Consider the following 25,047-nt stretch of genomic DNA (forward strand, 5'->3'; position numbering starts at 1 on the left):
CAACTAATTATCAGGGGTTGTAAAATGTTTAATTCAACATTGATTCCTAGGTGATGTTTTTCTGTTGTTTTCACTGGAGGGCAATTGGTGCGGCTCTTCAATACACGTGATATCTTAGACCGAAAAATCCTCTGATTCCTTGATTGGGAGCATATACATAGGAGGGATCGAAAGTCAATGCGTGTGGATTTTCGGCAGTGGGTATCACCTGACCATTTTGATCAGATATTACTTGTTGATCAAAGGGATCATGCGCCCTGGCTATACTGTTGGCAGGGGGAGTAAAATTGAGTAGGTTCTTGATACCTCCATAGATTTCTAAGCCATTGACGAATTTTTTGGAGATCTGAATATTTTGGATGCTGTACCATGGTGAGTATTCGGGTCTGTTGTCTCCTTCACCCAGCAGAGGTAGCCTCATGGGACCATACAGGTTACCAGTATAATCTATGGATAGGAGAGAGGCTCCAAAAGTGTAACCGATGCTCCAAACACCTGATACTCTTTCGGTCAATAGTTGCCTGACTTTTTCTCCCTCTTCTGTCAATGTGACATCCATCACAGTTAATCCTATGAGCGCCTTCAGTCCTCCGGACCATGAGATGTCAAAATTGGAAGATATGCCTTTGGACGTAGCTGATCCGTCTAGGTTGGCATAGATGATTTGATTGGGATTGCTATCATAGTCTGGCACGATGCGGTTATTGAAATAGGTGTAGAATATACTGGCATCCACTCCAATATAGGTTCCGTTTGGTGTTAAGAATTTCTTGACGAGATTGAGGTTGCTATTCCATGATTGCTCGGGTTTCAGTTCTTCCGTGAACACTACGTCTCTGGCACCTGTTAGTGCTGCATGATCCTCAGTGAATACATTGGCTACACGGTATCCGTTACCTACACTTAATCGGACGACGGTCTTTTTGTCTTGTGTATTCCACTTGTAATTCAGTCGGGGAGTGATGATGCTGCCATGTATTGAGTTGTAATCGAATCGTGAGCCGATCAAAATCTTGTTTTGATTGTTGATAGAAATTTCATCCTGAACGAATACACCTGGCAAGTGTGTGATCGACCGCTCCATAGTTGCCGTGGTGTTGTCATTGTAGTAGGTGTACCTGTAGGCTGCTCCCACTAGCACATCATGGTGATTTCCGACCGTTTTGTACCATGTCAATTGATTGAATAAAATACTTTGCTGAGCCCGAAATGATAAATCCCCGTAATAGGAATCTTGGTGGTGACCATTGGTACTAAACTGGTACTTGATGATTTCTTGAGTAGGTAATTGGTAAGTACCGAAGGCTTCCCATCGTCGGGTATAAATACTCTCTCCATAAACCTGATCTCCACCTCTGTCCTCTGGTGTCCATTGCATTTCACCACCCCATCGATCTTCGTAGACATACCTGGCAGCTACTGAAAATTGCCGCTGCTGCGCTCTGTTTATCGTCCACTTGTTGAATACCGAGACACGATTTTGCAAAGTGATGTCAGTGAAGTTATCGCCATTGTTATCAATTGGGTTCTGATAGTAGAAATAATTGATACCTAGCAAGGAGTGTACTTTGGGGGAGAGTTTAAATTTGACCCCTACATCCGTATTTAGTTCGCCCCATGTGGTAGCGAATATATCGGTTGATACCATTGGGACATTGTCTGGTTGTTTGGTGATGAGATTGATGAGTCCACCGACTGCTTCTGATCCGTACAGCGTGGAAGCTGGACCTTTGACTATTTCTATTCTTTCGATGAGTGATTGAGGTATGCCAGTGAGACCATATACAGTGGATAGACCACTTACGATAGGCATACCGTCGATGAGTACCATGGTGTAGGGACCTTCGAGACCGTTGATATGAATGTCTCCTGTATTGCAGACGTTACAGTTGATTTGAGGCCGGACACCATTCACATTTTGCATGGATTCAAAGATGGAGGGAGTTGGATTGGCTCTGAAAAACTGAGGTGAATAAACGTCTACTGGTACTGCACTTTCCATTTTACTGATTTCCTTCATGGTACCTGATATGACTACTTCATCCAGTGAGGTAGTGGCTTCTTGCAGGTGGATCTGGATGATATGAGCTCCTTGATTGAGAAGAATAGATTGACGATGGGTTTGGAATCCGATCATAGATGCGATGAGTTGGTACTGCCCATAGGGCATATCAGATATTATCAGTTGCCCGTTACTATCGGTCGCACCGCCTACGGTAGAGTTGCCTTTGAAAACAATGGACACAAAGGGCAAAGGCACTACACCATCCATCACCTGTATGACTAGCTGACTTTGCTGTGCTTGGACATATGACGAAACTACAATAAGTAAACAGACAAGACGTAAATACATGATTTGATAAATTAGTCTTGCAAATATATAAATTTAGATTAATCTAAATTTATAATAAGATTAAAATAAAAATATAATTAGATGCTATTGTTTTATATCCTGACTGTTTTTCCTTTTTGCGTAATAATTTATTCTTATTTTGATAATATGATACGAAGGGCTTTTGTGACCCTTGATTCATTGTTTTGCGTCCGGTTTCAGACAGAAACATCTACAATTTAAATTTCAAATAATAACATGGGGATAATAAAACTATTACCAGCAGTTTTAATCATTCTACTATTTTCTTGTGTCAGCAGCGAGAAGGAGAAAGCAGTATTAAAGGTCAAAGGCAGTGAATCAATGCATGAAACATTCAATGCACTGAAGAAGGATTTTGAGAAATTTCAAGACAAAATTGTTATTGAAATCGATGGAGGAGGTAGTCGAACAGGCCTCATGGGGATCAAAGATCAGCAGATTGATATTGGTCTCTCATCATACGAGTTCAATTTGGATTCTGTGTTGGGTACCAATCATGGTATCACAGATCACATTGTAGCATATGATGGTATCGTCATCATCAACAATGATAAGAACCCCATCAAGCAGCTCACCAATGAACAGATTACCAAAATATACAGTGGTGAAATTTCGGATTGGAGTGAGTTGGGAGGAGAACCTGGTAGGATACTGCCCATCATCAGAAATGAGAATTCTGGTACACAGAAGTATTTTTCAGAATTTTTCGGATTGGATACTTTGAGTCATGAGGCAGTGATTGCTTCTGAAAACAATGAAATCGTGACCAAAGTGTACGAAGACAAAAGAGGTATTGGGTTCATTGGATTCGCGTATGTGACGATGAATGTCAACGAACTTCAATTGCCTTCGGTGAGAGAAGCGGATACTTTCTTTATTTCTCCTTCATTCAAAACCATCAGAAAGGGAGAATATCCATTGAGACGTGCATTGAGGATATATTATCAAAGTAGCGGAGATGAAAAGCTGAATACCTTTTTGACTTATTTGGAATCAGAGAGGGCACAAATGATCATAGAAAGTAATGGCTTGATTTCTAACAAGAAACACGAGAACTTGAGTTCATTGTAAGAATTGATGCAAAAAACAAGGGTCGAAACTTGCGCTTCGACCCTATTCCAAACCACCTAACCTATTCTTAAAAAAGTCTGTAGTTGAGGCCTGCACCATACATGGCACCAATTTGACTTAGTGTTGTATATCTCAAATGATCAGTATCAGCAACTTTACCGCTGTTGGTAATGTCATTACCAAATACATAAATGGATAACTTCTCATCCAACAATTTCTTTTCTACTCTCAGGTTTACAATTGTGCGTGGTGCATTTTCAGCCACCAATGTGGGTAGAGGAGTAGTAGCAGGAGATAACTCATTTTCTATCAGTGTCGGGTATCTTTCTGTTTCTAGGTAATAAGCGCTCTCTGTTTTGAAAGTAGAGGTTTGAATCAAACTAGCTACTGCATTGAACCCTTGTCCAAATGAATAATCAACCTTGAACCTAAAAACGTGCTTAGGCATGAATGATGTTGCCGGAGTGGGGTTTTGCGTCACACCGCTGATGTCAAAGTCGTCGTTTTTTTGGTATTCCCAGTCTGTCTCTGTCCATGCATGAGATGCCTCTAGAATCAGTCCTTGCAAAGGGTTATATTTAATGACAGTTTCTAATCCTATGCTTTCACCACTCACATAATTGCCATAGAGGTAGTAGTCTGTGATTCGATTGTCTGTGATAGACTGCTGATCTGTCAATAGTTGCTGTCCTGGATTGACACTTACACCATCTGTAATGTACGTTTTGTAGAAGGTCGAATTGAATTGGAATTTATCTCCCCAATTGGTCTTAACACCTACTTCCCATGTTTGAAACTTGGTAGGAACTGTTTCTGTTCCATTTTTGACAGCTACGTTTGGTGCACTGTTTTCAGTAACCTGTGCATCGATCACAGCCATCCCTTCTTCTGATTGAATGTAGTTGGTAGCCTCAGATTGAGCCGCAGCATCGTCAGCTCCCATGTCAAGAGCTTGTTGGTAGGCTTGAGCATAGACTCCCTGAGTCACTTGGTCACCAATTAGTGTCGTCCAGGTAGCGTGATCGGGTGTTTGGAACAAAAACAAGTTGACATTGGTGTTGTTGAAACCAGGAGTGGTGTAAGATTGGGTGAAACCTCCCCAAACCGTGATATGTCTGTTGGCGATGAAAGCTACTTTCGCCATAGGTGACAGATAGTATTTGTCATTCACCAAGGAATAGTTTTCCGCCTTTACACCTAATGTAAAGTTCAATTTTTCATCCAATAATTTGATTTTGTCTTGTACAAAAGCCCCTTTGATTGACTCTGTAGTCTGAGGGTTGGTGTAGTTGATGTAATCGGTAGAGTTGATGTCATTTATATCAAAATTGACAATCCTGTAATTGGCTCCAATACTCAAATCATTGAACTGACCCAACGAAACATTGTCTTGTATCTCAAAATCATAGATAGAGTTGGAGATATTCATACCGCCACCTACTGGATAGAAGTCGTTTTCAATATTGGTAGATGCTCTCACGAATAAGCTATGGTTGTCACTGAAGTTATGATCAAACCGGACATTCGCAACTGTACGATTGGCGTTTACCTCATTCAGTATCAAATTGTCATCTCTGGTGAGTAGAAAATTCTGATCATAGACACTGCTGTAGATGTTTTCTCTGCGCCCATTGAAGTGGACTCTTGCCGACAATTTTGATTTTTCTGTGACGTCAAAATTCAACTTGGCACCAAGGCTGTAGTAGTTTGATTCGTCATAGTTTTCTGTGAAGTCAGTAGTTCCATTTTGAAGAGCGACATCATTTCCATCCTCATCTTTACCTGCCATGGATTCCCACCCAGAGAAATAACGGTATTTGGCATAACCAGAGACGGCTATTTTTTCTGATATTTTACCTCCTGCTCTGACAGACACTGCTGCGTAACCTGGAGCTGCGCCTTCTGCACGTACGTTGACACCATCATATTTTTCTGGGTTCTTGGTGAAGATATTCACCACGCCAGTGGCAGAGTTGGCACCATATACCGTACCACCTGACCCTTTGATCACTTCGATTCGGTCAATCTCATCTAGTGGGATGTCAAAGTTGCGGAAGGAAAATACGGATCCCATCAAATCTTGTATAGGCGTTCCATCCAACAAGTAGAGAACTGTTCCTGGATCAGTATTATCTGTAGGAGAGTTTCTCATGGAGGCATATACATTAGAGTAAGAAGTCTGTACGCCCCAGTAGCCAGGTACATTTCTCAACACTTCGTGTAGGGTAGTGGCTCCTGACTTCATGATGTCATCAGCAGTGACTACATAGATGGCTGATGCCACGTCTTGTAATCTTTCTGACTTTTTGGACACGGAGGTGACCTCCATGTTCATCAGATCTTCCAGTGACAGATCGAGGATGTCCTCGTTTTCTTGAGCCAATACTTGTCCAGAGTTTAGGATGTAAAGTGACAGGCTCAATATGAATATTGAACTTAACTTTTTCATGATATAGATTGATTTTGGTTTTTCTAAATTATTTAATTGATTGACTGTCCTAGTGCCAAGAGTTTGGAGCTAGGGATCATTTTTTTGGACTCGATGTTGTTTTTATCGATTTTGAATCTCAGTTTCCCATCTTCAAGATAGAATCCGATATCGGCGCCTTTGCCCACTTTAGAGCTATTATCTGATACAAGTAGGATGCTTTTCTTGTTTATGAAAGAGGTGTAAAGACTAAGGTTTTTTTCTTCAGACTCTGGCACATATAGCATGTGGCACTTGGCTGCATCAGAGGCAGATTTGATAGAGATTACCTCTAAACCACCTTTGGTTTCAGCAAAACTTGCCAATTTTTCTTTGACATCACTGGTACCTACAATTCCTACAGTCAAGACTGTTGGCGAAGTTGGCCACTGTACATATTCAGCAAATTTGTAGATAAACAATGCCTTAAACTTACTCTCTTGTGCAAAGGCCTGGTTGCCCAAACATGCGATAGAAAGTAGCAATGCAGATATTATAAATGTTTTTTTCATATTGATGTACACTTTAGTTGGCTGAATGATTTGGATTAAACTTTATCTTGTAATTTGAACTGGCCAGCATACTCTTTAAGAGACGCTGCCACTTTGGTTAATTGTTCGGACTTCTGATTGTAATTGGTCATACCACTAGACAATTCTGTTGCAGAAGAGGCTACTTCTTCTGTACCTGCTGCAGTTTGCTCCGCTATGACGACTACTGACTCAGTGATGGTCACTACTTGTGTGATATCTACTGATTGTAGTTTGGTAGCGTTGACAATGTCTTCAGACAAGGCAAGTGATTGGTTAGTAGATTCGGCAATTTCTCTGAAGGCAATGGAGGCCTCTGTTGATGCTTCAGAACCAGTCGTTACACTCTTGGTCATGGTTTCCATCACTTTAGAAGCTTGTTGCGTATCAGATTTTACATCATCGACCAATTTCTCGATCTCTTGAGCTGATTTTCTAGAATCCTCAGCCAATTTTCTGATTTCTTCAGCTACAACCGCAAAGCCTCGTCCTGCATCACCTGCTTGTGCAGCTTCTATCGCTGCATTGAGGGCTAGCAGGTTGGTTTGTGAAGCAATGTCGGTAATGACACCCAAGACCCGTGATATCTCTGTAGAGCGCTGTGTCAATATTTTAATGGAGTCGTATGTTTCTCTGGAGTAGGTTGCAATCTCTTTCATCGCATTTCCGATGTTTTCAATCACGATTCTACCACGTTCACTTTTTGTCACACTAGACTTTGCTGCTTCATTGATGGTTTCCGCCTTGGTACCCATTTGAGTAGCAGATGCCAAGATGTTTTCTACTAGGGTAGATGCTTCGTCTACTTTGACTACTTGATTTTGGGCGCCCGAACTCATTTGTGAGATCGCAGAGGCGATTTCATCCGTATTCGAACTCATTTCCTCACTTGCTCCTAGCATTTCGATCGAAGAACTCTCTACGATGTTGGCATTGGTAACAATATTTCGGATGAGTGTATTGAGATTTTCAGAGGCCTTGTTGAGGCTGTCTACCAATATTTTGATGTCTCCATGACTTTCTCCCGTAAACCTGTGCGTCAAGTCGCCTTCGGCAGTGGCAGCGACGATTTTGTTGACTTCCAGAATAGGTGTAGCAAAGGAAACAAGAAGGTCATTGACAGCTTGTGCCAAATCGTTCCAAGCTCCCTCTTTGTCATCGACATTGATTCTAGAACCCAGTTTACCTTCCTGACCAGCCAATCTTACTACTTCATTGGTGTCATTGATCACCAAAGAGAGATTGTCTCTCATAGATAGGAGTGCATTGCCCAAGACATCTTCATGGCTCAGCGCCGTGAATTCAGCTTTGAGGTTACCTTTTCCAATCTGGCTGGCAAACTGAGAAGATGATTTGAAACCATCGATGAGCGAGTTGATGCCCATGCTCATCACACCGATTTCATCCTTGTTTTGGATAGAAATTTTTTCTGGAATCTTACCCAACTGGATTTGTCCAATTTTATCTTGAAGGAATTTGATCGGAATCGTGATGTTCCTAGACAACCAATTCGAGATCAAAAATGCAAATACCGCTGCAATGATACCTAGTACGATGATTGTAGTTCTCAAGTCTCCAAAGGAAGACTGCATGGTTTCTTTGAGCATGTCTGATTGCTCATTTTTGATCTTGATCGTAGCATCCAGTCTATCGATCAATTCGTCACTTTGAGGGATGATGTTGCTTTCGATGAGGTCTTCGCAGATGAAAACCATCATTGGGTCTTCATAATCTAGTGCAGACTGGAGCGTTTCCATGATAGTCTTTTGATCTGTGAGTATGGCATCAAAAGAATCAATGATCGACGTGATTTCCATTCTCTCTTCCTCCAGCTCTAACTGGTCGATCATTGATAATATTTTTGTTTTCTGCTCTGGATAGACAGTGTTGTGTATCTCTTGGAGCTTTTCTTTGTCTTTTTCGTAGGTACTGATGTATACCCAGTTGGTACTGTAAGCTTTAGCATCTTTGATTAACTGATTAAAATCTCCTAATGTCTTGAGCGTAGGGTTGACATCTTGTGATATGGTATTCAGTACATTGATACTCGTACTTAGCGTCAGGGAAGTATAGATCACGTTGAATACGATCACGAGAATCAATACTAGAAAACTCAAACGAATTTTGCCGCCAATCGAAAAGTTCAAAGAAGAAATAAATTGCTTGAATTTATTCATGGTTAAGTAGGTATTGGTTTTTTGGTCTTTCATTATTCTGGATGGATGCTAAATAAATTAAAAATTGGCTTCCTACCTTGATACCTGATTCTTGTTTTGAGTCAAATACAATGCAAAAGTAGCTGTGCCTTGTTATGTAAGTCAATTGGTTAAATCACATATTTTTTATCTCAGTGTTTTTGCCTAGACAAATACATAGCTGGGTTGTATGAATGAGATGTTGCTAAATATGGTTTGAAATGAGTTCTTGGAAGGCTTTTTATGAAATATTTTTTCAAGATTCTTCAGATACTGCACTTCAATTTTAAGATAGCTTAAAAATAGGAATATAATTCAAGTGTTTGTTTCAAAGCTTTAATAAATCACATTCAAATCGACAAAATAACTCAATTTCATTCGTTCTCTTATTTTTAAGAGAATTACCTATTTTTGATACATAGATGGTTGATCAAAGCTAGAAATGGACCTATCGCTAGAAATGAAAGTGCTAATTCAAAATTTACGACTTCACTCAACCAGTTGATCATCTGAATACTTACAATGGTTAGACCAAATCCAATACAATTGACCAATGTTAAGGCACTCCCTTTGAGATCTGCAGGCGCACTGTGTGCTACCAATGTAGAAAACATGGGAGAATCTGCCACGACAAGTATACCCCAGAGGAGTAGAAATACATAGAGGATGAAGAACTCATCAACCATCAATAGCCAAGGCGTCATGATGCAACAGAGCATCGAACCAAACAAACTAAGATAGGCTATTTTTTGGGGAGCGAAGCGCTGCGAGAGTCGACCAGATAGATAGCATGCCAGTGCTCCCACTGCAATGATCAGAAATGCTAAGAAGGCTGGATTGAGTGGGAGGGTAGTTTTTGGATGTTGTATTTGGAAATGCTGGATGATCAAGGGAACGAAAGCCCAAAAAGTATAGAGCTCCCACATGTGTCCAAAATAACCTATCGCTGCGGATCTAAATTGTTTGTTTTTGAAAATATCTAAGAAACGTCCAAGTTCAATTTTTTTGGCAGGGTTTCGGTAAGGCCCATCTGGTACTAGCCAATAGATCAAAAGACCTCCTGTGGTGCATAACATGGAGGTAACGATGAACACAAGCTGCCAATCCAACGCCTGAAATGTACCCCTTAGCAGATGAGGTAGCGCAGTGCCTATGACCAACGCCCCCACCAATAGACCTAATGAATGTCCCAATCCATTTTTGAAATAATCAGCGGCAATTTTCATTCCTACTGGATAGATGCCTGCCAAAAAGAATCCGACAAAAAACCGCAACCCTGCAAATCCCAAAAGGTTAGGGTCAATGACAGTGATCATCACATTGAATAGGGCTCCCAATACAGCGCTTAGTAGGAATACTTTGCTTGGAGAGTACTGGTCTGTCAGATTGAACAGGGCGTAAGTCAAGGTTCCAACGATGAAACCAAACTGAACCGCAGAAGTCAGTACGCTGAGCGAATCATCTGCAAACCCATACACTGTTACTAGTTGGTCGATGACCGCATTGCTAGCAAACCAGATCGACGTACATAGGAACTGAGAGATGACAATGATGACAAGCACTCTCTTTTCATTGTGGGCGCTTGAGTTTGTTTCTGTCATCTTCGTCTTGATTGGTTCAAAGATTAGGAGATTTTAATCCCAGCTAGTTTCAAGTGATCCCAATATTCTGGATAGGATTTGACCACTACATCAGGTTCATGTATGATGACGTCATGATACATACATACAGGAGCCAAAGCCATTGCCATGCGGTGATCGTCATAGGTGTCAAACGCCAACGGCTCTGTGATAGAGTATCCTGCAGGAGCAGGAGTCAATATCCAAGTGCCAGGCTTGGTTTCCTCCAGTTTCGCACCCAATTTGTGTAATTCAGTTGCCATGGCGGCTGTTCTGTCGGTTTCTTTGATTCTGAGGCTTTCCAGTCCTGTCATTTCTAGGCTTACGCCTTTGATCGCAGCACATACGAATACCGTCTGTGCCAAATCTGGACAGGATTTGAAATCAATAACCAGATGATCTTTTTGATCACATTTGGTCAATAATACTGCGTTGTCTTTGAATTCGGATTTTACACCGATGCCTTCCATGATCTGGGCGATGGCACTATCTCCTTGGTTGGATTGCTCCCGCAAGCCTGTCAGCGTGACTTCTGCGTCGCTGGCTAGTGCAACCATACTGTACCAATAGCTGGCTCCTGACCAATCCGATTCGATGGTGTAGCTGTTGCTTTGGTATGGTTGGTTTTTTACTGTGATGGTTTGTCCTTCAAATTGGCCTTCTACTCCAAATCGTTTCATCAGATTCAAAGTCATTTCTATGTAAGGTCTGCTGTAGATTTCGCCTTCTAGGGTGATGGTTAGTCCGTCTGGCAAGGTAGGAGCAATCATGAGCAAAGCAGAGATGTACTGGCTGCTGATGTTGCCAGGGATGGTCAGACTAGCAGTTTTTTGTTTGGCAAAAGGCTGGAACTCCAACGGAGGAAATCCTTCTTCTCCCAGATAGGTTATCTGCGCACCGAGTTGGTTGAGTGCTTCGACCAATATCTTGATAGGTCGCAGACACATGCGAGGTGTACCAGTGATGATTTTTTTCTCCGAACCAGTAGCCAAGTAGGCAGTCATAAATCTCATCACAGTGCCTGCATCCAGTACGTCCAAGGTTTCGTCTGACGAAGAAAGTAGTCGCTCCATGGTGACGGTATCTCTCGCAGTAGATAGGTTGTCTAGTTGTGCTAGGTCTCCTCCTAGTTTTTTGATCAATAATGCTCTGTTGCTCTCGCTCTTGGAAGAGGTCAAAGGCACGGTTAATGATAGTTTGGATTGATGTTTTGCGAGATTTATCGATTCACTCATTTTGTACACGTCTATATATTCGGCAATATTAATTCGAAAATCATAGAGCACCCATCTACACCATGGGAAATTGAACAAAGAATGTTTTTGGCGAGTAGATTTTTATCCCTGCAAAACTACGCTTAAACGCCTTGAGGATAGAAATATAGGATGAAAGAAAGAAACAGTATTGCCTTTCAAATTTGATGGAAAATATTTTCGCATTTGAGAAAATAAATAGTTCAAAAGGCGCATTCTTATTCTAACAGTTCGATGAGCTTTGCGTTTAACAGGAAGCAAGCACTGGCTCAAAGGTGGTGAATGGTAAATGTTTAAGAGTATGAAAAAAAAGGACAGAAAACAGAAAAGCATCGTTCCGACGCTGATCGCAGGATTGACCGCTACGGTACTGGGATACGCGACGTACACGATGATCAGAGGCGACAAATCTGCCAAGAAGGTAGAACCGAGCGACTCTAAAAAGAAGCAAGAGCGCATGTTTATTTGATGCGTTCATTGACGTAAAACATGCTATCAATCATATCTGGTATCCCTATCGGTATGTTGATAGCACATTTTCCTATTTCGTTGAGCAAGCTGAACTGTACCACACCTCCCTCGTTTTTCTTGTCTTGCATAGTCAGTGCCAATATCTCATCAAACAATTTCGGATCAATAGCCTTGGGCTCATACACCTGGATCAAAAAATCAGTGATTTCATCCAATTGTTCTTGACTCAGCCCTGTGAATTTATACGACAGGTATGCTTCGCATATCATTCCCAAAGCGATCGCTTCTCCATGAAGCAGTCTTTCGCCTGGGATTTCCAGAAAATGAGATTCGATGGCATGACCGATGGTGTGACCAAAATTCAGGATTTTTCTTAGTCCCGATTCAAAGGGATCTTCAATCACGACTTTCTTTTTGATTGCTATCGAATGAGACACGATGGCTGTCCAATCATGATCAAATGGATCAATCGTTTTGATTTCTTCCCAATATTTGGCATCATAGATCAACCCATGTTTGATGACCTCTGCAAATCCTGACCTGATCTCCGCTTGAGGCAATGTTTTATAAAAGTCCGTGTAGATCAGTACATTCTCAGGTTGGCAGAAAATGCCGATATGATTTTTGAACCCATGAAAATCTATACCTAGTTTACCTCCCACACTAGCATCTACCTGCGAGAGTAGGGTAGTTGGGATATTAAGAAAATCAAAGCCTCTTTTATAAGTACTAGCCACAAAACCACCCATGTCTCCGATCACACCACCGCCGAGATTGATCAAGAGAGCTTTTCTGTCGAAACCTGCTTCAGTCAATGCGAGCCAGACTTGCTCGCAAGTATCTAGATTTTTGTTGTCCTCGCCACTAGGGATCGATATCAAGAAGTGCTCAGGTAGAGCATCTAGAATCTTGGGGAGGCAGTGCTTTTCTGTGTTTTCGTCGACCAGTACAGCGATTTGGCTGTATTTTCTGGTGGATAGAAAGGCAGTGATACTTTGATTGATGTCTGTGGTTACTTCGGTGTTGTGGTTTTTCATCGTCTGTAATTGAGCGGCAAAGTTAACACCGAATCCCAATTGTCAAATGGATGAGCCAAAATTGACCCAATTACTTCCAAACAACTTACAGCTTATGCCGTAAAGTGTGACTTATGAATAGATTGGTGTTTTTGTTTTTCTTGTTCTTGGCATTCGTTGCCCTCGATTATTATGTTTTTCAAGCGATTCGACTTTTGTCTCAAGGGCAGTCTACACTATTTCGAACTACCATTTATCTCTTGTATTGGTCACTGACTTTGCTGTCTATCATTGGATTGCTATCTTGGAACCTACTTGATACTTTCGAATTGGCGACCATCAGAAATTTCGTAGCTACAGGCATTGTGATGAATTTGGTGTTCAAACTCTTGGCTGGGATTGTCGTTTTCTTTGATGACATAATTCGATTTGGGAAATACACCTACCGAGGCATTGTCAACAATGGCGCAGTAACTCAAGCAGCTGAAGGGATCACGCGATCGGAATTTTTAGCCAAATCGGCAATTGTTGCCGGAGCAATTCCAGTGGCGGTGATGGGGTTTGGGATCGTGTCTGGTGCCTATGACTACAGAGTCAGGCGTAGAACCATCACTTTGAAAAACCTCCCCAAAGCATTTGATGGAATCAAAATCGCACAGTTGTCAGACATCCATAGCGGCAGTTTCTACAACAAACGAGCGGTGAAAGGAGGTGTCGATTTGATGCTGGCTGAGAAACCTGACTTGTTTCTATTCACAGGAGATCTGGTCAACAATGAGTCAAGAGAAGTAGCAGAGTACGTGGATATTTTCTCCAAAGCGAAAGCACCTTTGGGGCAATTTTCTGTATTAGGCAACCACGATTATGGAGACTACAAGCAATGGACATCACCAAGCGCCAAGCAGAAAAATCTCCAAGATTTGATTCAAACGCACAAAAATATGGGCTGGGATATTCTGCTCAACGAGCATCGCTATGTTGAAGTAGATGGTGAGCGATTGGCTTTGATTGGGATTGAAAATTGGGGAAAAGGGCGTTTTGCCAAGTACGGAGATCTGGCAAAAGCCCATCAAAATGTAGAAGCCGATACCAAGATATTGTTGTCTCACGATCCGAGTCATTGGGATGCGCAGGTGAGACCCGATTTTGGCGACATAGATTTGACATTGTCGGGACATACACACGGGTTTCAGTTTGGAGTAGAGATCGGGGATTTCAGATGGAGTCCCTCACAATACCTCTACAAGCAATGGGCGGATCTGTACCAAGAAGGCGATCAATACCTGTATGTCAACCGTGGATTTGGATTTTTGGGTTATCCCGGACGAATTGGTATCCTGCCAGAAATCACCATGCTAGAATTGAAGCGAGCTTAGGGGGTAAGGAGTTGAAGTAGAATGTCTATAAATGAGGAAAGCGATTCGTGTCAAGCGAATCAGCGCTTATACATTACTTCTCCATTTACAATGGTGTATTCGATTTGCGTTTGTAGTATTTCTTGTTCCTTGACGGTGAGAATGTCCTGGGACAGGATGGTGAAATCTGCTAGCTTCCCTATTTCTATTTTTCCTTTGATGTCTTCTTGAAACGAACCGTAAGCATTGTTGCAGGTCATAGATTTGAGTGCTTCCATTCGGGTCATTTTTTGGTCTGGTTCGTAACCGTCTTCTGGCTCTCCTTCCAAAGTTTTTCTGCTAACGGATGCGTAAAAATTAGCAATAGGATTGATAGGTTCTACTGGTGCATCGGTACCGTTGACGATGGTAGCGCCAGAGTCGATGAGTTTTCTCCACACATAGGCACCTTCGTTGATTCTTTCTTCCCCTAGGCGATCAATCGCCCATGGCCGATCAGATGACATGTGAATGGCCTGCATGGATGGGATCACTCCCAATTGACCAAATCTTGGTATGTCATCAGTAGAAATGTGCTGCGCATGTTCGATCCGGAAACGCGGATTTGCTTTGGTCGTGTCAGATTGTAGCACGATTTTGTAAATATTCAGAATTTCACGGTTGGCTCTGTCACCGATGCAGTGTGTCGCAATTTGGAATCCTTTGGCGTATGCCTCTTGAGAAACTCTCAAGATATGGTCTGATGAAGCTATTTTCAGTCCAGTTTCTCCAGGAGCATCTGTATATTCTTCGAGCAGGAGTGCACCACGTGAGCCCAATGCACCATCTGCATAGAGTTTGATTGCTCTCACCGTGAGGAACTCACTGTCAGTCTTTGGGCCGTTTTGAAACCAATGTTTGAGTAAAGCCTCATCACTACCGTCTAGCATTGCATAAATCCTTATTTTCAACATTTTGTTGGCCAAAAAGGACTCGTACAAGGTGATGGTTTTTTGACTGACACGCGCATCATGCAGTGCTGTGATGCCATTGCTAAGACATTCTTCTATGGCTAGATTTAGTGCTTCTATTTTTTTCTCATCACTTGGCTGAGGTATGATTTTGTTGATGATTCGTTGCGCTGATTCATTGAGGATTCCTGTGGGTGCTCCCTCTTCTGTTTTGATGATTTCTCCTCCAATTGGGTTTTCTGTTTTGGCAGAGATTTTGGCTCTTTTCATGGCTCGCTCATTGATCAAGCTGACGTGACCACTGGCATGCATGAGTACAACAGGGTTGTTGGGCGAGATGAGTGACAAGGAGTCGTGTACAGGGAATCCTTTCACCATAGTGCTAGGTAGACTGTCCCATTTGTCTTGGTGCCAGCCTTCACCAATAATCCACTCGCCTTTTTTGGAGGAGTCTACTTTGGATTTGACCATTTGGATGATTTCCGGGTAGCTTTTGGCCTTTGATAGATCCAGATTCAAAAAACTAAACCCCAAATCCATCATGTGAGCATGACCATCAATGAAACCTGGGACTACAGTTTTCCCTTTCAAATCAAGTACTTCTGTGCTGTCGCCTAGCCAGGTATTGGCGTTGAGATTGTTGCCTACGTAGACGATCTTTCCGTCTTTGACCGCTAGTGCCTCTGCTTTGGGTTCCTTGTCACTGAGGGTGTGAATTGTCGCATTGAAAATGATCATGTCAGCCACTGGATGTCGGTCTATGCATGATACAAACAAAGTAACCATGATAATGGCGACAAGTGGGGAAGATAATTTCATTAAGTGTGGCTTTTTGGGCACTTTAGTTTTAGCAAACGATAAGTTTACGATATTTGAAAACAATAAGCAATATAAAGGTTGACAATGAATGTTTCAACAAGAGAATAGATGAAAATTTACACAAAAGGAGGAGATAAAGGGGAAACCAGTTTGCTAGGTGGTACGCGACTACTGAAGTCCAATATCAGAATAGAATCATACGGTACCGTCGACGAGTTGAATAGCTACATCGGACTATTGCGCGATCAGGAAGTCAACACGAGCAAAAGGGCTGAACTGATTGATATTCAGAATGCTCTGTTTGTGATAGGAGCTGATTTGGCAACTGATCCCGCTAAAACCAAAGTGAAGCGGCCTCCAGTGACAGAGGAGTTTACTGTGAGACTAGAAAATATGATTGATGCGATGGATGCCCAATTGCCAGCCATGAAGTTCTTTGTATTGCCAGGAGGACATCAGTCAGTTTCGTTTGCGCATATTGCTCGTACGGTATGTAGACGAGCTGAGCGTCAGGTGATTGCGTTGGCTGAGCAGGAGTTTGTGTCAGAGGAAGTAAAGGTTTACCTCAATAGACTGTCAGACTATATTTTTGTGCTGAGCAGGTGGATGTCTCAGCAACTGTCAGCAGAGGAAATTCCCTGGCAGCCAAAATCATAACAATTGTCCATCCAATTTTGAAAATCTGAGAGAATATACGTGTCAAATTATTTAACTTAGCACCGTCCATTGTCTCTTGTGAGAGAAAATGATAACATTGAGAAAAATATAAGGAAATGAGTAGTACTACGATCGATTTTGATGTCAGACTGGTGACGGAATCCAAGCTTCCGTCGGTTGACTTTAATCACATTGAGTTTGGTAAGGTGTATTCTGATCACATGTTTGCTGCAGAATATGAAGAGGGGGAGTGGAAAAATTTTAGAATCGAGCCGTATGCTAACTTATCCATCAGTCCAGCCAATGCGACTTTGCACTATGCACAGTCTGTATTCGAGGGATTGAAAGCCTACAAAAACGATGCAGGTGAAATTGTCGTATTTCGTCCACAGGCCAATGCCAAGAGAATGATCATTAGTGCAGAGCGCATGTGCATCCCTCCGATATCTGAGGAGCTGTTTATGGAAGCGTTGACAGAGTTGCTCAAGTTGGATGCTGCTTGGATTCCAACCAAGCCAGACACCTCATTGTATATTCGTCCAGTGATTTTTGCCAATGACCCATATGTCGGCATCAGACCGTCCAACACGTATAAGTTTTTGATCTTCACAGGTCCAGTGGGGGCTTACTATTCTGAGCCTGTCAATGTGAAGATCGAGACCAAATACACCCGTGCAGTAGCAGGGGGCGTTGGTTTTGCCAAAACAGCAGGTAACTACGCAGCATCTTTGTACCCCGCACTTCAAGCACAAAAGGAAGGTTACCACCAGTTGATATGGACAGATGGCCAGGAGCATCAATACATCGAAGAAGCAGGTACGATGAATCTGATGTTTTGCATCAATGATACCTTGATCACGGCTCCAGCAGGAGGTAGCATTTTGGATGGGATTACCAAAAACTCTATTCTTACCATCGCTAGAGATTGGGGGATGAAAGTAGAAGAAAGAAAATTGCGTGTCACTGAACTAATTGAGGCTTTTGAAGCAGGTCAGGTTCAGGAGGCATTTGGAGCGGGTACAGCAGCTACCGTGTCCAAGATCAAAATGATCGGATATGAAGGCAAGCAATACAATCTACCAACCGTCACGCCCGTAGCTGACAAACTGCTTAAAGAGATGGAAGACATCAAAATGGGCCGCAAAGAAGATGTCCATGGCTGGATATACAAAGTGTAGCTTTAAATCTTAGTAGTGAGACATTAGATTTTGAGATCCAAGACATCTAATGTCTCACTACTCACTACTATTTTCTACTAAAGAATCCTTTCTTTTTCGTTTCAGGTTCTTCGGGTTTTGCGGTGAGCCAGTTGGATGCAGGGAAGGGCATGTCAAATTCCTTGAACTCAATCTTGGGATTGTGCTCGATGAGTAGATCTATGAGTACGTTGGACGAAAGTTGTGCCATGGGGTCATGTGCCACGACAGCAGCTATCTTGTCAGTTTTTTGGATGAGTTCCTTCCCGATTTTATTCACGAAATCATTTTTGACCCAGATTCTACCTCCTGGATCATAAGCTTCCAGCTGCCGCCTATCGATCATCCAATGTATGGAATCGGTAAGATAAGAAGCTTTGGCAGCCAATGAGAGTACTTTGATGATGGATGCCTCGCTTACGATACCTTTCCAGGTGAAAACGACGGTAGATTGCTCTTCGTCAAATTGTAGTACGGCATCCTCAGCCTCGTGAATAGTTTTCATGCTTTTTTGGGTTTATGAAAAGTCGGGAGCGGATGGCTTTTTGAGCCAGCGGCAAAATTAACAAAAAAGTAACACAGAAACTTACATCTCTTCTTTATAATAATGAATGGCAATTAATATGTGCTATGTCCTCTCTGCTGTCTAAATTTGAATTTTCATATTAACTCCTGAGTGAAAGGATTCAGGTTTAGATTAAAAAAAGAAGATGACAACAGATCAATTGAAAGATGTAAAGGCCCGTGTCGCAGCACTACGGGGGTATCTTTGACTATGATGTCAAAGTAAAGGAAGTAGAAGAGGAGGAGTCAATTACCACACAAGCAGATTTTTGGAATGATCCTAAGGAAGCAGAAAATTTCCTAAAGCAGATCAAAGCCAAGAAAATCTGGACCGATGGGTTCGAGCACATCAACACGCTAGCGGAGGATTTGGAGACTTTGTTGGAGTTTTACGAAGCAGACGAAGTAGAAATGTCCGAAGTGGATGTAGAATACAAGAAGACCATCAAAGCACTGGAGGAGCTGGAGTTTAAGCGCATGCTGAGTGGTGAAGAAGATCAGCTAGGTGCCGTCATGGAAATCAATCCAGGGGCAGGAGGAACAGAGAGCAATGATTGGGCAGAAATCCTACACAGAATGTACATCATGTGGGGAGAAAAGAATGGATTCAAAGTCAAGCAACTCAACTATCAAGCTGGGGAGACGGCAGGGTTGAAATCTGCAACGATCGAGTTTGATGGCCCATTTGGCTATGGATTTTTGAAATCCGAGATTGGCGTTCATCGTTTGGTGAGAATCTCACCTTTTGACTCTGGTGGAAGACGACACACCTCATTTGTATCAGTCTATGTCTACCCAATCGTAGATGACACGATAGAGATAGAAGTCAATCCTGGAGACATCGAGTGGCATACCTCTCGGTCAGGCGGAGCGGGTGGACAGAATGTCAACAAGGTCGAGACCAAAGTGCAGTTGACTCACAAACCATCAGGTATCGTAGTGATCTGTCAGATCGAAAGATCTCAGCTGGCCAACAAAGAGCACGCGATGAAAATGCTAAAATCTCGCTTGTATCAGAAGGAAGTAGAAATCAGGAATGCCAAGAGAGATGAGATCGAAAGTACCAAAATGAAAATTGATTTTGGTAGTCAGATTAGAAACTACGTCTTGCATCCCTATAAACTCATCAAAGATGCACGTACAGGAGTGGAAAGAACAGACGTGCAAAATGTGTTGGATGGTGATTTAAATGACTATATTAAGGCCTTTTTAATGGAACAGACCACTTCGTCGGAAGAGGATTAAAGATGAAAATATGAAGTTAGCTGCAATCGATATTGGATCCAATGGTGTTCGTTTTCAAGTCACCAATGTGATTCGTTATGGGGATGATACCACCTTCAAGAGACTGCATTTTATGCGATTCCCTTTGAGGTTAGGTACGGATGTGTTTGAGAAGAAACGCGTCAGCCCTGAAACGATGGATCGTTTTGTTCGATTGATGACTTCCTTCAAAATGATAGTGGATCTCTACAATGTGGATGACTGTTTTGCCTGTGCTACCTCTGCCATGCGTGAGGCAGAAAATGGTGATGAACTGATCGCTATGGTCAAAGATGCCTGTGGACTAGAGATAGAAATCATCTCTGGGGACATAGAGGCTGATATGATCAACAAGGTGATTTCCTTTCATCTGACAGACCAAAACCACATTCATATAGATGTAGGAGGTGGTAGTACCGAGTTGATCTTGTATAAAAACAAAAATCAACTCGCTGCTAAATCCTTTAGACTAGGGTCTGTCAGGACCTTGAATCCCTCGCAAGAAAAGGCTACTTGGGCAGAGGTCAATGACTGGCTGAAAGAAAACCTGCCCAATCAGGAGGAAATCATCGCTTTGGGAACGGGGGGCAATATCAAAAAACTGTCCGAACTCGCCAATGGTGTCAAAGGAGGTACAGTAGAACTCGTGCAATTAGAGCAGATGAGAAAGAAGCTCTCTACCATGAACTATGAGGAGAGGATGAACAAACTCAATCTGAATGCCGATCGTGCTGACGTGATCATCCCAGCATCCAAGATTTATATCAACGCCATGAAATTCTCAGGTGCCAAGCAAATCATCGTCCCCAATGTAGGTCTGAAAGACGGTATCATTACCTATCTATATGAAAAGAATATTTCCAAAAAGGGGAAATTCAGATACAACAATTGATTATGGAGAAGTTGAAGGCTAAATTGAATCGTGCCTCCCAGTTTCTTCATGATGATATATGGAGGGATGGTCAAGTCGGAGGGATTCGGGAGTTTTGGCACAAGGTACTGCGTGTCATGATGATTGTGGTGTCAGAGTTTAAGAGAGACCAAGTCGGTCTCAAGGCTTCTGCTACCACATATCTCTCTATCTTGTCAATTGTCCCTTTGGTGGCCATTGTTTTCGCCATTTCCAAAGGCTTTGGCCTAGAAGAACTGATAGAGGAAGAGCTAGATAAGCTATTCTTGGGACAAGAAATGGTCAAAGATTCGATCTTTCAGTATGCTCAGAATATGCTCAACAATGCCCAAGGGGGTGTGATCGTAGGAGTCAGTGTGGTTTTTTTGTTCTTCACAGTGATGAGGTTGCTCAACCATCTAGAGGAGGTGTTTAATGAAATTTGGGGCAAGCAACGTGGGCGAAATTTGGTCAGAAAATTTACAGATTACCTTGCTCTTTTGATCATCGCACCGATTTTGATTGTGCTGTCCAGTGGAGTGACTATATACATCGAAAACAAAATCAGGGCCTTTGGCAAGGGTACAGAGATCGAGGATTTACTCAGCCCTGTGGTTGCATTTTTTATGCAGCTGTCACCCTTTGTTTTGATTTGGGTGTTGTTTACACTGATTTTTATCATCATGCCCAATGTCAGGGTCTCCTTCAAAAGTGGCTTGATAGCTGGGGTGATCACAGGTACCTTGTTTCAGTTTTTGCAATGGGCATTTATCAATTTCTCCTTCTTGATGGGCAACTATGGTGCGGTGTATGGAGGTTTGGCGGTGTTGCCCTTGTTTTTCATCTTTACACAGTTGAGCTGGACCATTGTATTTGTAGGAGGGGAGCTGTCCTATGCCGTTCAGATGGTGGATGAATTTATTCCCGAGGAAAAGAACATTCGATTTAGTTATTCAGAGCGAAAAAAAATAGCTTTATCGGTCATGCAAGCCATTGTCAAAGCCTTTGAGCAGGGAGAAGCTCCCTATTCCAAGATGTCTTTGTCCAAGTATTTGGGTATCCCTCATCGTTTTGTGTCCAATGCAGTCAATCGGTTGGTCACCTGCAAAGTCCTGACCAAAAGTGTTGCTGTGCCAGGTGCACCTCATGTTTATTTGCCATCCATGGACATCAACAAACTCAGCATAGAATATATCTATACCAGACTGGACGAAACAGGGGTAGGAGGTCTTTATGATCAATCCAATGCTGTGGTCGGCTCGATCCATGAGGTAATGAAAAGCTTGAAGGAAGAAATGAAAAAGTCTCCCAACAATAAATTGCTCAAAGATTTGTGAATAGGTGATTTCCTCTCACATTTACTAACAGCTTTTCATTCTAAGTAGTAGCTTTGCGCTGCAATCAATAAAACTAAAGATATATGACAAACCCCTGGCATGACGTCCGTATAGGACAAGGAGCACCAGAAGTGGTATCTGGTATCGTAGAAATACCAACGAATACTAGAGCAAAATACGAGTTGGACAAAGAAAGTGGCCTGTTGAGATTGGATAGGGTACTGTACTCTTCGATCAATTATCCTGCAAACTACGGTTTCATCCCGCGCACTTACTGTGACGATGGTGATCCATTGGATATCTTGATCATGTCTCAGATCGAAGTAGTACCGATGTGTATCGTGCAAGCCAAAGTGATCGGTGTGATGAGAATGCTCGATGAAGGTGAAGCAGATGATAAGATCATCGCAGTAGCTCTCAACGACATGAGTGTGAATCACTATGACGATATTTCAGAACTGCCTCCTCACTTTGTGATCGAATTGAGAAGCTTCTTTGAGGACTACAAGAAACTTGAGAATAAATCTGTACATGTAGAAGACTTTCAAAGTAGAGAAATAGCGTTGGAGATCATCAATCAAAGTATTGTAGATTATCAGGCTAAGTTTGGTTGAAATAAATCAATTCAGCACCTTGAAATTCCAAGAGAAATGGAACACTGAAACCAGTGTTCCATTTTTTGTTTTACCCTCTACATGGAGAGAAACGGTAATTGGTTCTTTGCTTCGTTTGGCTTGATCCACTGCTGCCAGGACTTTCTGTCCCTCTGTGCAACTGAAGTAAATCCTTTCTTTTGCTTGCTTGACAAACTCAGCACGGTTTTCTACAATGATGGCTAGTATTTTTTTCTTTTCCCCCTGTACGGCCGTCAGTGCCAGTACACCTGTGGACAACTCTGCCGCCATGGCCTGTACGGCAAAATACATCGATCCAAATGGGTTCTGATTGAGCCAGCGATGATTGACAGTCGTGACGGCCTTTTGTTCATTGATTTCGGTGACCTTCATGCCACTCAGCCATCCCATGGGTAATTTGGTCAAGAGAAAAAGTCTAAGTTTCCATGGGCTGAGAAACTGTCTGGTAAACTTCGTCTGCGCTGCGTTAAAACCGAAATGCTGAGTTGTGTTGTTCATGTGATCAAGATAAACAAATCGGACAAAATAATCTAAGTCAGAAGGTGATGCCTATCAAGGGCAATCACATACCGTCTATTTTTTTATTAGAATCTACGGCAAGAGCCTCCTCTTCAAATGTTAGTTAGGCAATTGGTTATGCGGCTGATCAAACATGTCTGCATGTACTTTTCCTTTGAGGATTTTGCGAGAACCTTGTCCTAGTTTTTTGGAGATTTTCATGGCATTGACTTCTGTGATGTCCAGTTTTCGGAGACGTTCGTTTTTGACCAAGACGACTGAGCCAGACAGTGGACTCGGTGCGCCAGGTAAGAAAACAGTACTGATTTCATCATCTATTCTATCCATCAGAAACCCTACCTGCCAGGTTTCTTCCATGTCTACCAGCACCACTTCGTTCATGTTGTCAGATTCTAAACCTGCGAGGGTTTCTGTCATTCCTTTGATCAATGAGTAGCCAGGGATAATTGACTGTAGTTTTTGTTCGAGCCAAGTTTTCTTCTTACTGATTCTCCGAGACCGTGCCAATAGACCTGCCACAAAACATAGAAACAACAGTAGCAAGAAGGCAATGATGCGATTCAATGTGATGCCTCCGATGTGCTCGATAGGGATTTGATTGGATATAGGCGCTACGATCACTCTGAAAATCACCAATGCCTTCTCAAACAAGAAAATCAATACGCCAAAGGGTACAATCAACAAAAAACCTCCAATCAGTGTGGTCTTTACAAATGTCAAGATGTCTTTGAGGATTTGTTTCATATTGTTGATGGGGTAAGTGATTGGGGCAGTATATGCTGCAACTATATCTATGAGCAAAATAAAGCCAATCCCCTGAAAGCAACAAGTCTGTAGGGCGGAGCTGTCGTCATACTCTTGAAAAGGACACTTAGGACGGTCTTTGAGTATATCTTTAGTGGAATAAATAGTGTCTGAATGTCAATGTTTGGTTTGTGAAGCTTATCAATATGTACATATTTTCATCTCATCAAACCTCTTGACGATCTTGATGGCTGTATAGAGCTGGGCTGGTTTTAGTTGATTGAGAACCGAAATACTCCATTCGCCATAGTACACGTAATCGTCCTTTAGCTCCTGTCTCCCACCCATCTTCATTCTCTTTTCCTCTGTGTTATACCACAAATAAATCATTCCTTCTAGGTTTAGCTGATAGATGTTTCAAATCTGTCATGAATTGCCACAGGAGTAAAATTATTTCGATCATCAGCCAAAATGATCCGATGAATAACCGAAACATGGGCGATTAGCTGGTTCACTTATGTACTAGGCATTAATTCTCCTTGAGACACTGCAATTGGCAATTCGGTCTTAACTTGCAGCAGAATTATTATTTGCATGACATGATTAGCATTATCAGCGGTACAAACAGAAAAAACTCCGTTTCTAAGAAAATAGCTCACATCTATCAAACCATTCTGGAAGCAAAGGGCGAGCAGGCAACCATTATTTCTTTAGAGGATTTGCCTATCGATTTTATGGGGACCGCTCTATATGAAAATTCTGGAAAGAATGAACTGTTCAATCCCTTCAGAGAGCTGATTGCCCAGTCTCAGAAGATGATTTTTGTTGTACCCGAGTACAATGGTTCTTTCCCAGGAGTGTTGAAAGCCTTCATTGATGGGATGAAATACCCAGATTCATTTAGAGACAAGAAGGCAGCCTTGGTAGGGTTATCATCTGGAATCCAAGGGGCTGGATTGGCGCTCAGCCATTTGACCGATATATTTAATTACTGTGGCATGCACGTACTGGCTCAAAAACCCAAACTATCTCGTATCGAACAAAACTTGACCGAAAACAAGCTTTCAGAATTGTATCATAGCCTACTGGAAGAACAAGTTGATAAGTTGTTAAAATTTTAGAT

22 protein-coding genes are annotated in these 25,047 nt (G+C 42.2%); 10 read left to right on the forward strand and 12 right to left on the reverse strand.

The window, feature by feature from the left end; translation table 11 throughout:
• Positions 1–97: 97 nt before the first annotated feature.
• Positions 98–2,353: a TonB-dependent receptor gene (locus N6H18_RS10540; RefSeq protein WP_262308236.1), complete on the reverse strand. Its 2,256-nt coding sequence runs from the start codon at positions 2,351–2,353 to the stop codon at positions 98–100.
• A gap of 237 nt (positions 2,354–2,590) precedes the next feature.
• Between N6H18_RS10540 and N6H18_RS10545 the strand changes: the two genes are divergently transcribed.
• On the forward strand, positions 2,591–3,445 hold the full coding sequence (locus N6H18_RS10545; protein WP_262308237.1) for a PstS family phosphate ABC transporter substrate-binding protein: 855 nt from the start codon (positions 2,591–2,593) through the stop codon (positions 3,443–3,445).
• 67 nt (positions 3,446–3,512) lie between these two features.
• On the opposite strand, the gene N6H18_RS10550 is transcribed toward N6H18_RS10545, so the two are convergent.
• From N6H18_RS10550 to N6H18_RS10570, 5 genes are all read right to left on the reverse strand, one after another.
• Positions 3,513–5,894: a TonB-dependent receptor plug domain-containing protein gene (locus tag N6H18_RS10550; RefSeq protein ID WP_262308238.1), complete on the reverse strand. Its 2,382-nt coding sequence runs from the start codon at positions 5,892–5,894 to the stop codon at positions 3,513–3,515.
• A 32-nt stretch (positions 5,895–5,926) separates the two neighbouring features.
• A complete protein-coding gene (locus N6H18_RS10555) occupies positions 5,927–6,424 on the reverse strand; it encodes a YfiR family protein (protein WP_262308239.1) in 498 nt (165 codons plus the stop codon).
• Between the two features lie 35 nt (positions 6,425–6,459).
• Positions 6,460–8,652 (reverse strand): HAMP domain-containing methyl-accepting chemotaxis protein, encoded by a 2,193-nt coding sequence (locus N6H18_RS10560; RefSeq protein ID WP_262308240.1) that lies wholly within the window; start codon positions 8,650–8,652, stop codon positions 6,460–6,462.
• A 386-nt stretch (positions 8,653–9,038) separates the two neighbouring features.
• Positions 9,039–10,238 carry an MFS transporter gene (locus tag N6H18_RS10565; RefSeq protein WP_262308241.1) on the reverse strand — a complete coding sequence of 400 codons (1,200 nt, stop codon included), beginning with the start codon at positions 10,236–10,238 and terminating at the stop codon, positions 9,039–9,041.
• A gap of 23 nt (positions 10,239–10,261) precedes the next feature.
• The gene (locus N6H18_RS10570; RefSeq protein ID WP_262308242.1) at positions 10,262–11,491 is read right to left on the reverse strand and encodes a 3-phosphoshikimate 1-carboxyvinyltransferase; all 1,230 of its coding nucleotides are present in this window, start codon (positions 11,489–11,491) and stop codon (positions 10,262–10,264) included.
• A gap of 319 nt (positions 11,492–11,810) precedes the next feature.
• On the opposite strand from N6H18_RS10570, the gene N6H18_RS10575 reads away from it, so the two are divergent.
• Positions 11,811–11,978, forward strand: coding sequence for a hypothetical protein (locus N6H18_RS10575; RefSeq protein ID WP_262308243.1), 168 nt, complete (start codon positions 11,811–11,813; stop codon positions 11,976–11,978).
• On the opposite strand, the gene aroB is transcribed toward N6H18_RS10575, so the two are convergent.
• Complete coding sequence (gene aroB, locus N6H18_RS10580; protein ID WP_262308244.1) at positions 11,971–13,017, reverse strand: 3-dehydroquinate synthase; 1,047 nt, start codon at positions 13,015–13,017, stop codon at positions 11,971–11,973. The two genes, N6H18_RS10575 and aroB, sit on opposite strands and share 8 nt — an antisense overlap.
• A 113-nt stretch (positions 13,018–13,130) precedes the next feature.
• Here aroB and N6H18_RS10585 point away from each other — a divergent pair, with 113 nt between their 5' ends.
• Positions 13,131–14,372, forward strand: a complete 1,242-nt coding sequence (locus N6H18_RS10585) for a metallophosphoesterase (RefSeq protein ID WP_262308245.1) — start codon at positions 13,131–13,133, stop codon at positions 14,370–14,372.
• Positions 14,373–14,431: 59 nt separating this feature from the next.
• Here the strand turns inward: N6H18_RS10585 and N6H18_RS10590 are convergent, their stop codons facing one another.
• Complete coding sequence (locus N6H18_RS10590; protein WP_262308246.1) at positions 14,432–16,120, reverse strand: amidohydrolase; 1,689 nt, start codon at positions 16,118–16,120, stop codon at positions 14,432–14,434.
• 108 nt (positions 16,121–16,228) lie between these two features.
• Between N6H18_RS10590 and N6H18_RS10595 the strand changes: the two genes are divergently transcribed.
• Both N6H18_RS10595 and N6H18_RS10600 read left to right on the forward strand, forming a co-directional pair.
• The gene (locus tag N6H18_RS10595; protein WP_262308247.1) at positions 16,229–16,777 is read left to right on the forward strand and encodes a cob(I)yrinic acid a,c-diamide adenosyltransferase; all 549 of its coding nucleotides are present in this window, start codon (positions 16,229–16,231) and stop codon (positions 16,775–16,777) included.
• Between the two features lie 116 nt (positions 16,778–16,893).
• On the forward strand, positions 16,894–17,955 hold the full coding sequence (locus tag N6H18_RS10600) for a branched-chain amino acid aminotransferase (protein ID WP_262308248.1): 1,062 nt from the start codon (positions 16,894–16,896) through the stop codon (positions 17,953–17,955).
• A 67-nt stretch (positions 17,956–18,022) separates the two neighbouring features.
• On the opposite strand, the gene N6H18_RS10605 is transcribed toward N6H18_RS10600, so the two are convergent.
• Entirely contained in the window at positions 18,023–18,478 is a 456-nt protein-coding gene (locus tag N6H18_RS10605; protein WP_262308249.1) for a hypothetical protein, read from the reverse strand.
• Between the two features lie 205 nt (positions 18,479–18,683).
• Here N6H18_RS10605 and prfB point away from each other — a divergent pair.
• The 4 genes from prfB (at position 18,684) to N6H18_RS10625 (ending at position 22,640) form a co-directional block, all read left to right on the forward strand.
• A protein-coding gene (prfB, locus tag N6H18_RS10610) for a peptide chain release factor 2 (RefSeq protein WP_262308250.1) occupies positions 18,684–19,782 on the forward strand; the annotation gives its coding sequence in 2 pieces (ribosomal slippage) (positions 18,684–18,743 and positions 18,745–19,782; 1,098 coding nt in all).
• Between the two features lie 10 nt (positions 19,783–19,792).
• A complete protein-coding gene (locus N6H18_RS10615) occupies positions 19,793–20,692 on the forward strand; it encodes a Ppx/GppA phosphatase family protein (RefSeq protein WP_262308251.1) in 900 nt (299 codons plus the stop codon).
• A gap of 2 nt (positions 20,693–20,694) precedes the next feature.
• Positions 20,695–22,026, forward strand: coding sequence for a YihY/virulence factor BrkB family protein (locus tag N6H18_RS10620; protein ID WP_262308252.1), 1,332 nt, complete (start codon positions 20,695–20,697; stop codon positions 22,024–22,026).
• A gap of 83 nt (positions 22,027–22,109) precedes the next feature.
• Complete coding sequence (locus tag N6H18_RS10625; RefSeq protein ID WP_262308253.1) at positions 22,110–22,640, forward strand: inorganic diphosphatase; 531 nt, start codon at positions 22,110–22,112, stop codon at positions 22,638–22,640.
• 6 nt (positions 22,641–22,646) lie between these two features.
• Here the strand turns inward: N6H18_RS10625 and N6H18_RS10630 are convergent, their stop codons facing one another.
• The 3 genes from N6H18_RS10630 to N6H18_RS10640 form a co-directional block, all read right to left on the reverse strand.
• A complete protein-coding gene (locus tag N6H18_RS10630; protein WP_262308254.1) occupies positions 22,647–23,159 on the reverse strand; it encodes a PaaI family thioesterase in 513 nt (170 codons plus the stop codon).
• A 120-nt stretch (positions 23,160–23,279) separates the two neighbouring features.
• Positions 23,280–23,924: a DUF502 domain-containing protein gene (locus tag N6H18_RS10635; protein WP_262308255.1), complete on the reverse strand. Its 645-nt coding sequence runs from the start codon at positions 23,922–23,924 to the stop codon at positions 23,280–23,282.
• 201 nt (positions 23,925–24,125) lie between these two features.
• Positions 24,126–24,314: a hypothetical protein gene (locus tag N6H18_RS10640; protein ID WP_262308256.1), complete on the reverse strand. Its 189-nt coding sequence runs from the start codon at positions 24,312–24,314 to the stop codon at positions 24,126–24,128.
• A 209-nt stretch (positions 24,315–24,523) separates the two neighbouring features.
• Between N6H18_RS10640 and N6H18_RS10645 the strand changes: the two genes are divergently transcribed.
• Positions 24,524–25,045 (forward strand): NADPH-dependent FMN reductase, encoded by a 522-nt coding sequence (locus N6H18_RS10645; RefSeq protein WP_262308257.1) that lies wholly within the window; start codon positions 24,524–24,526, stop codon positions 25,043–25,045.
• Positions 25,046–25,047 lie beyond the last annotated feature (2 nt).

Origin of the sequence: Reichenbachiella agarivorans, from assembly GCF_025502585.1 — a bacterium.
Taxonomy (GTDB): domain Bacteria; phylum Bacteroidota; class Bacteroidia; order Cytophagales; family Cyclobacteriaceae; genus Reichenbachiella; species Reichenbachiella agarivorans.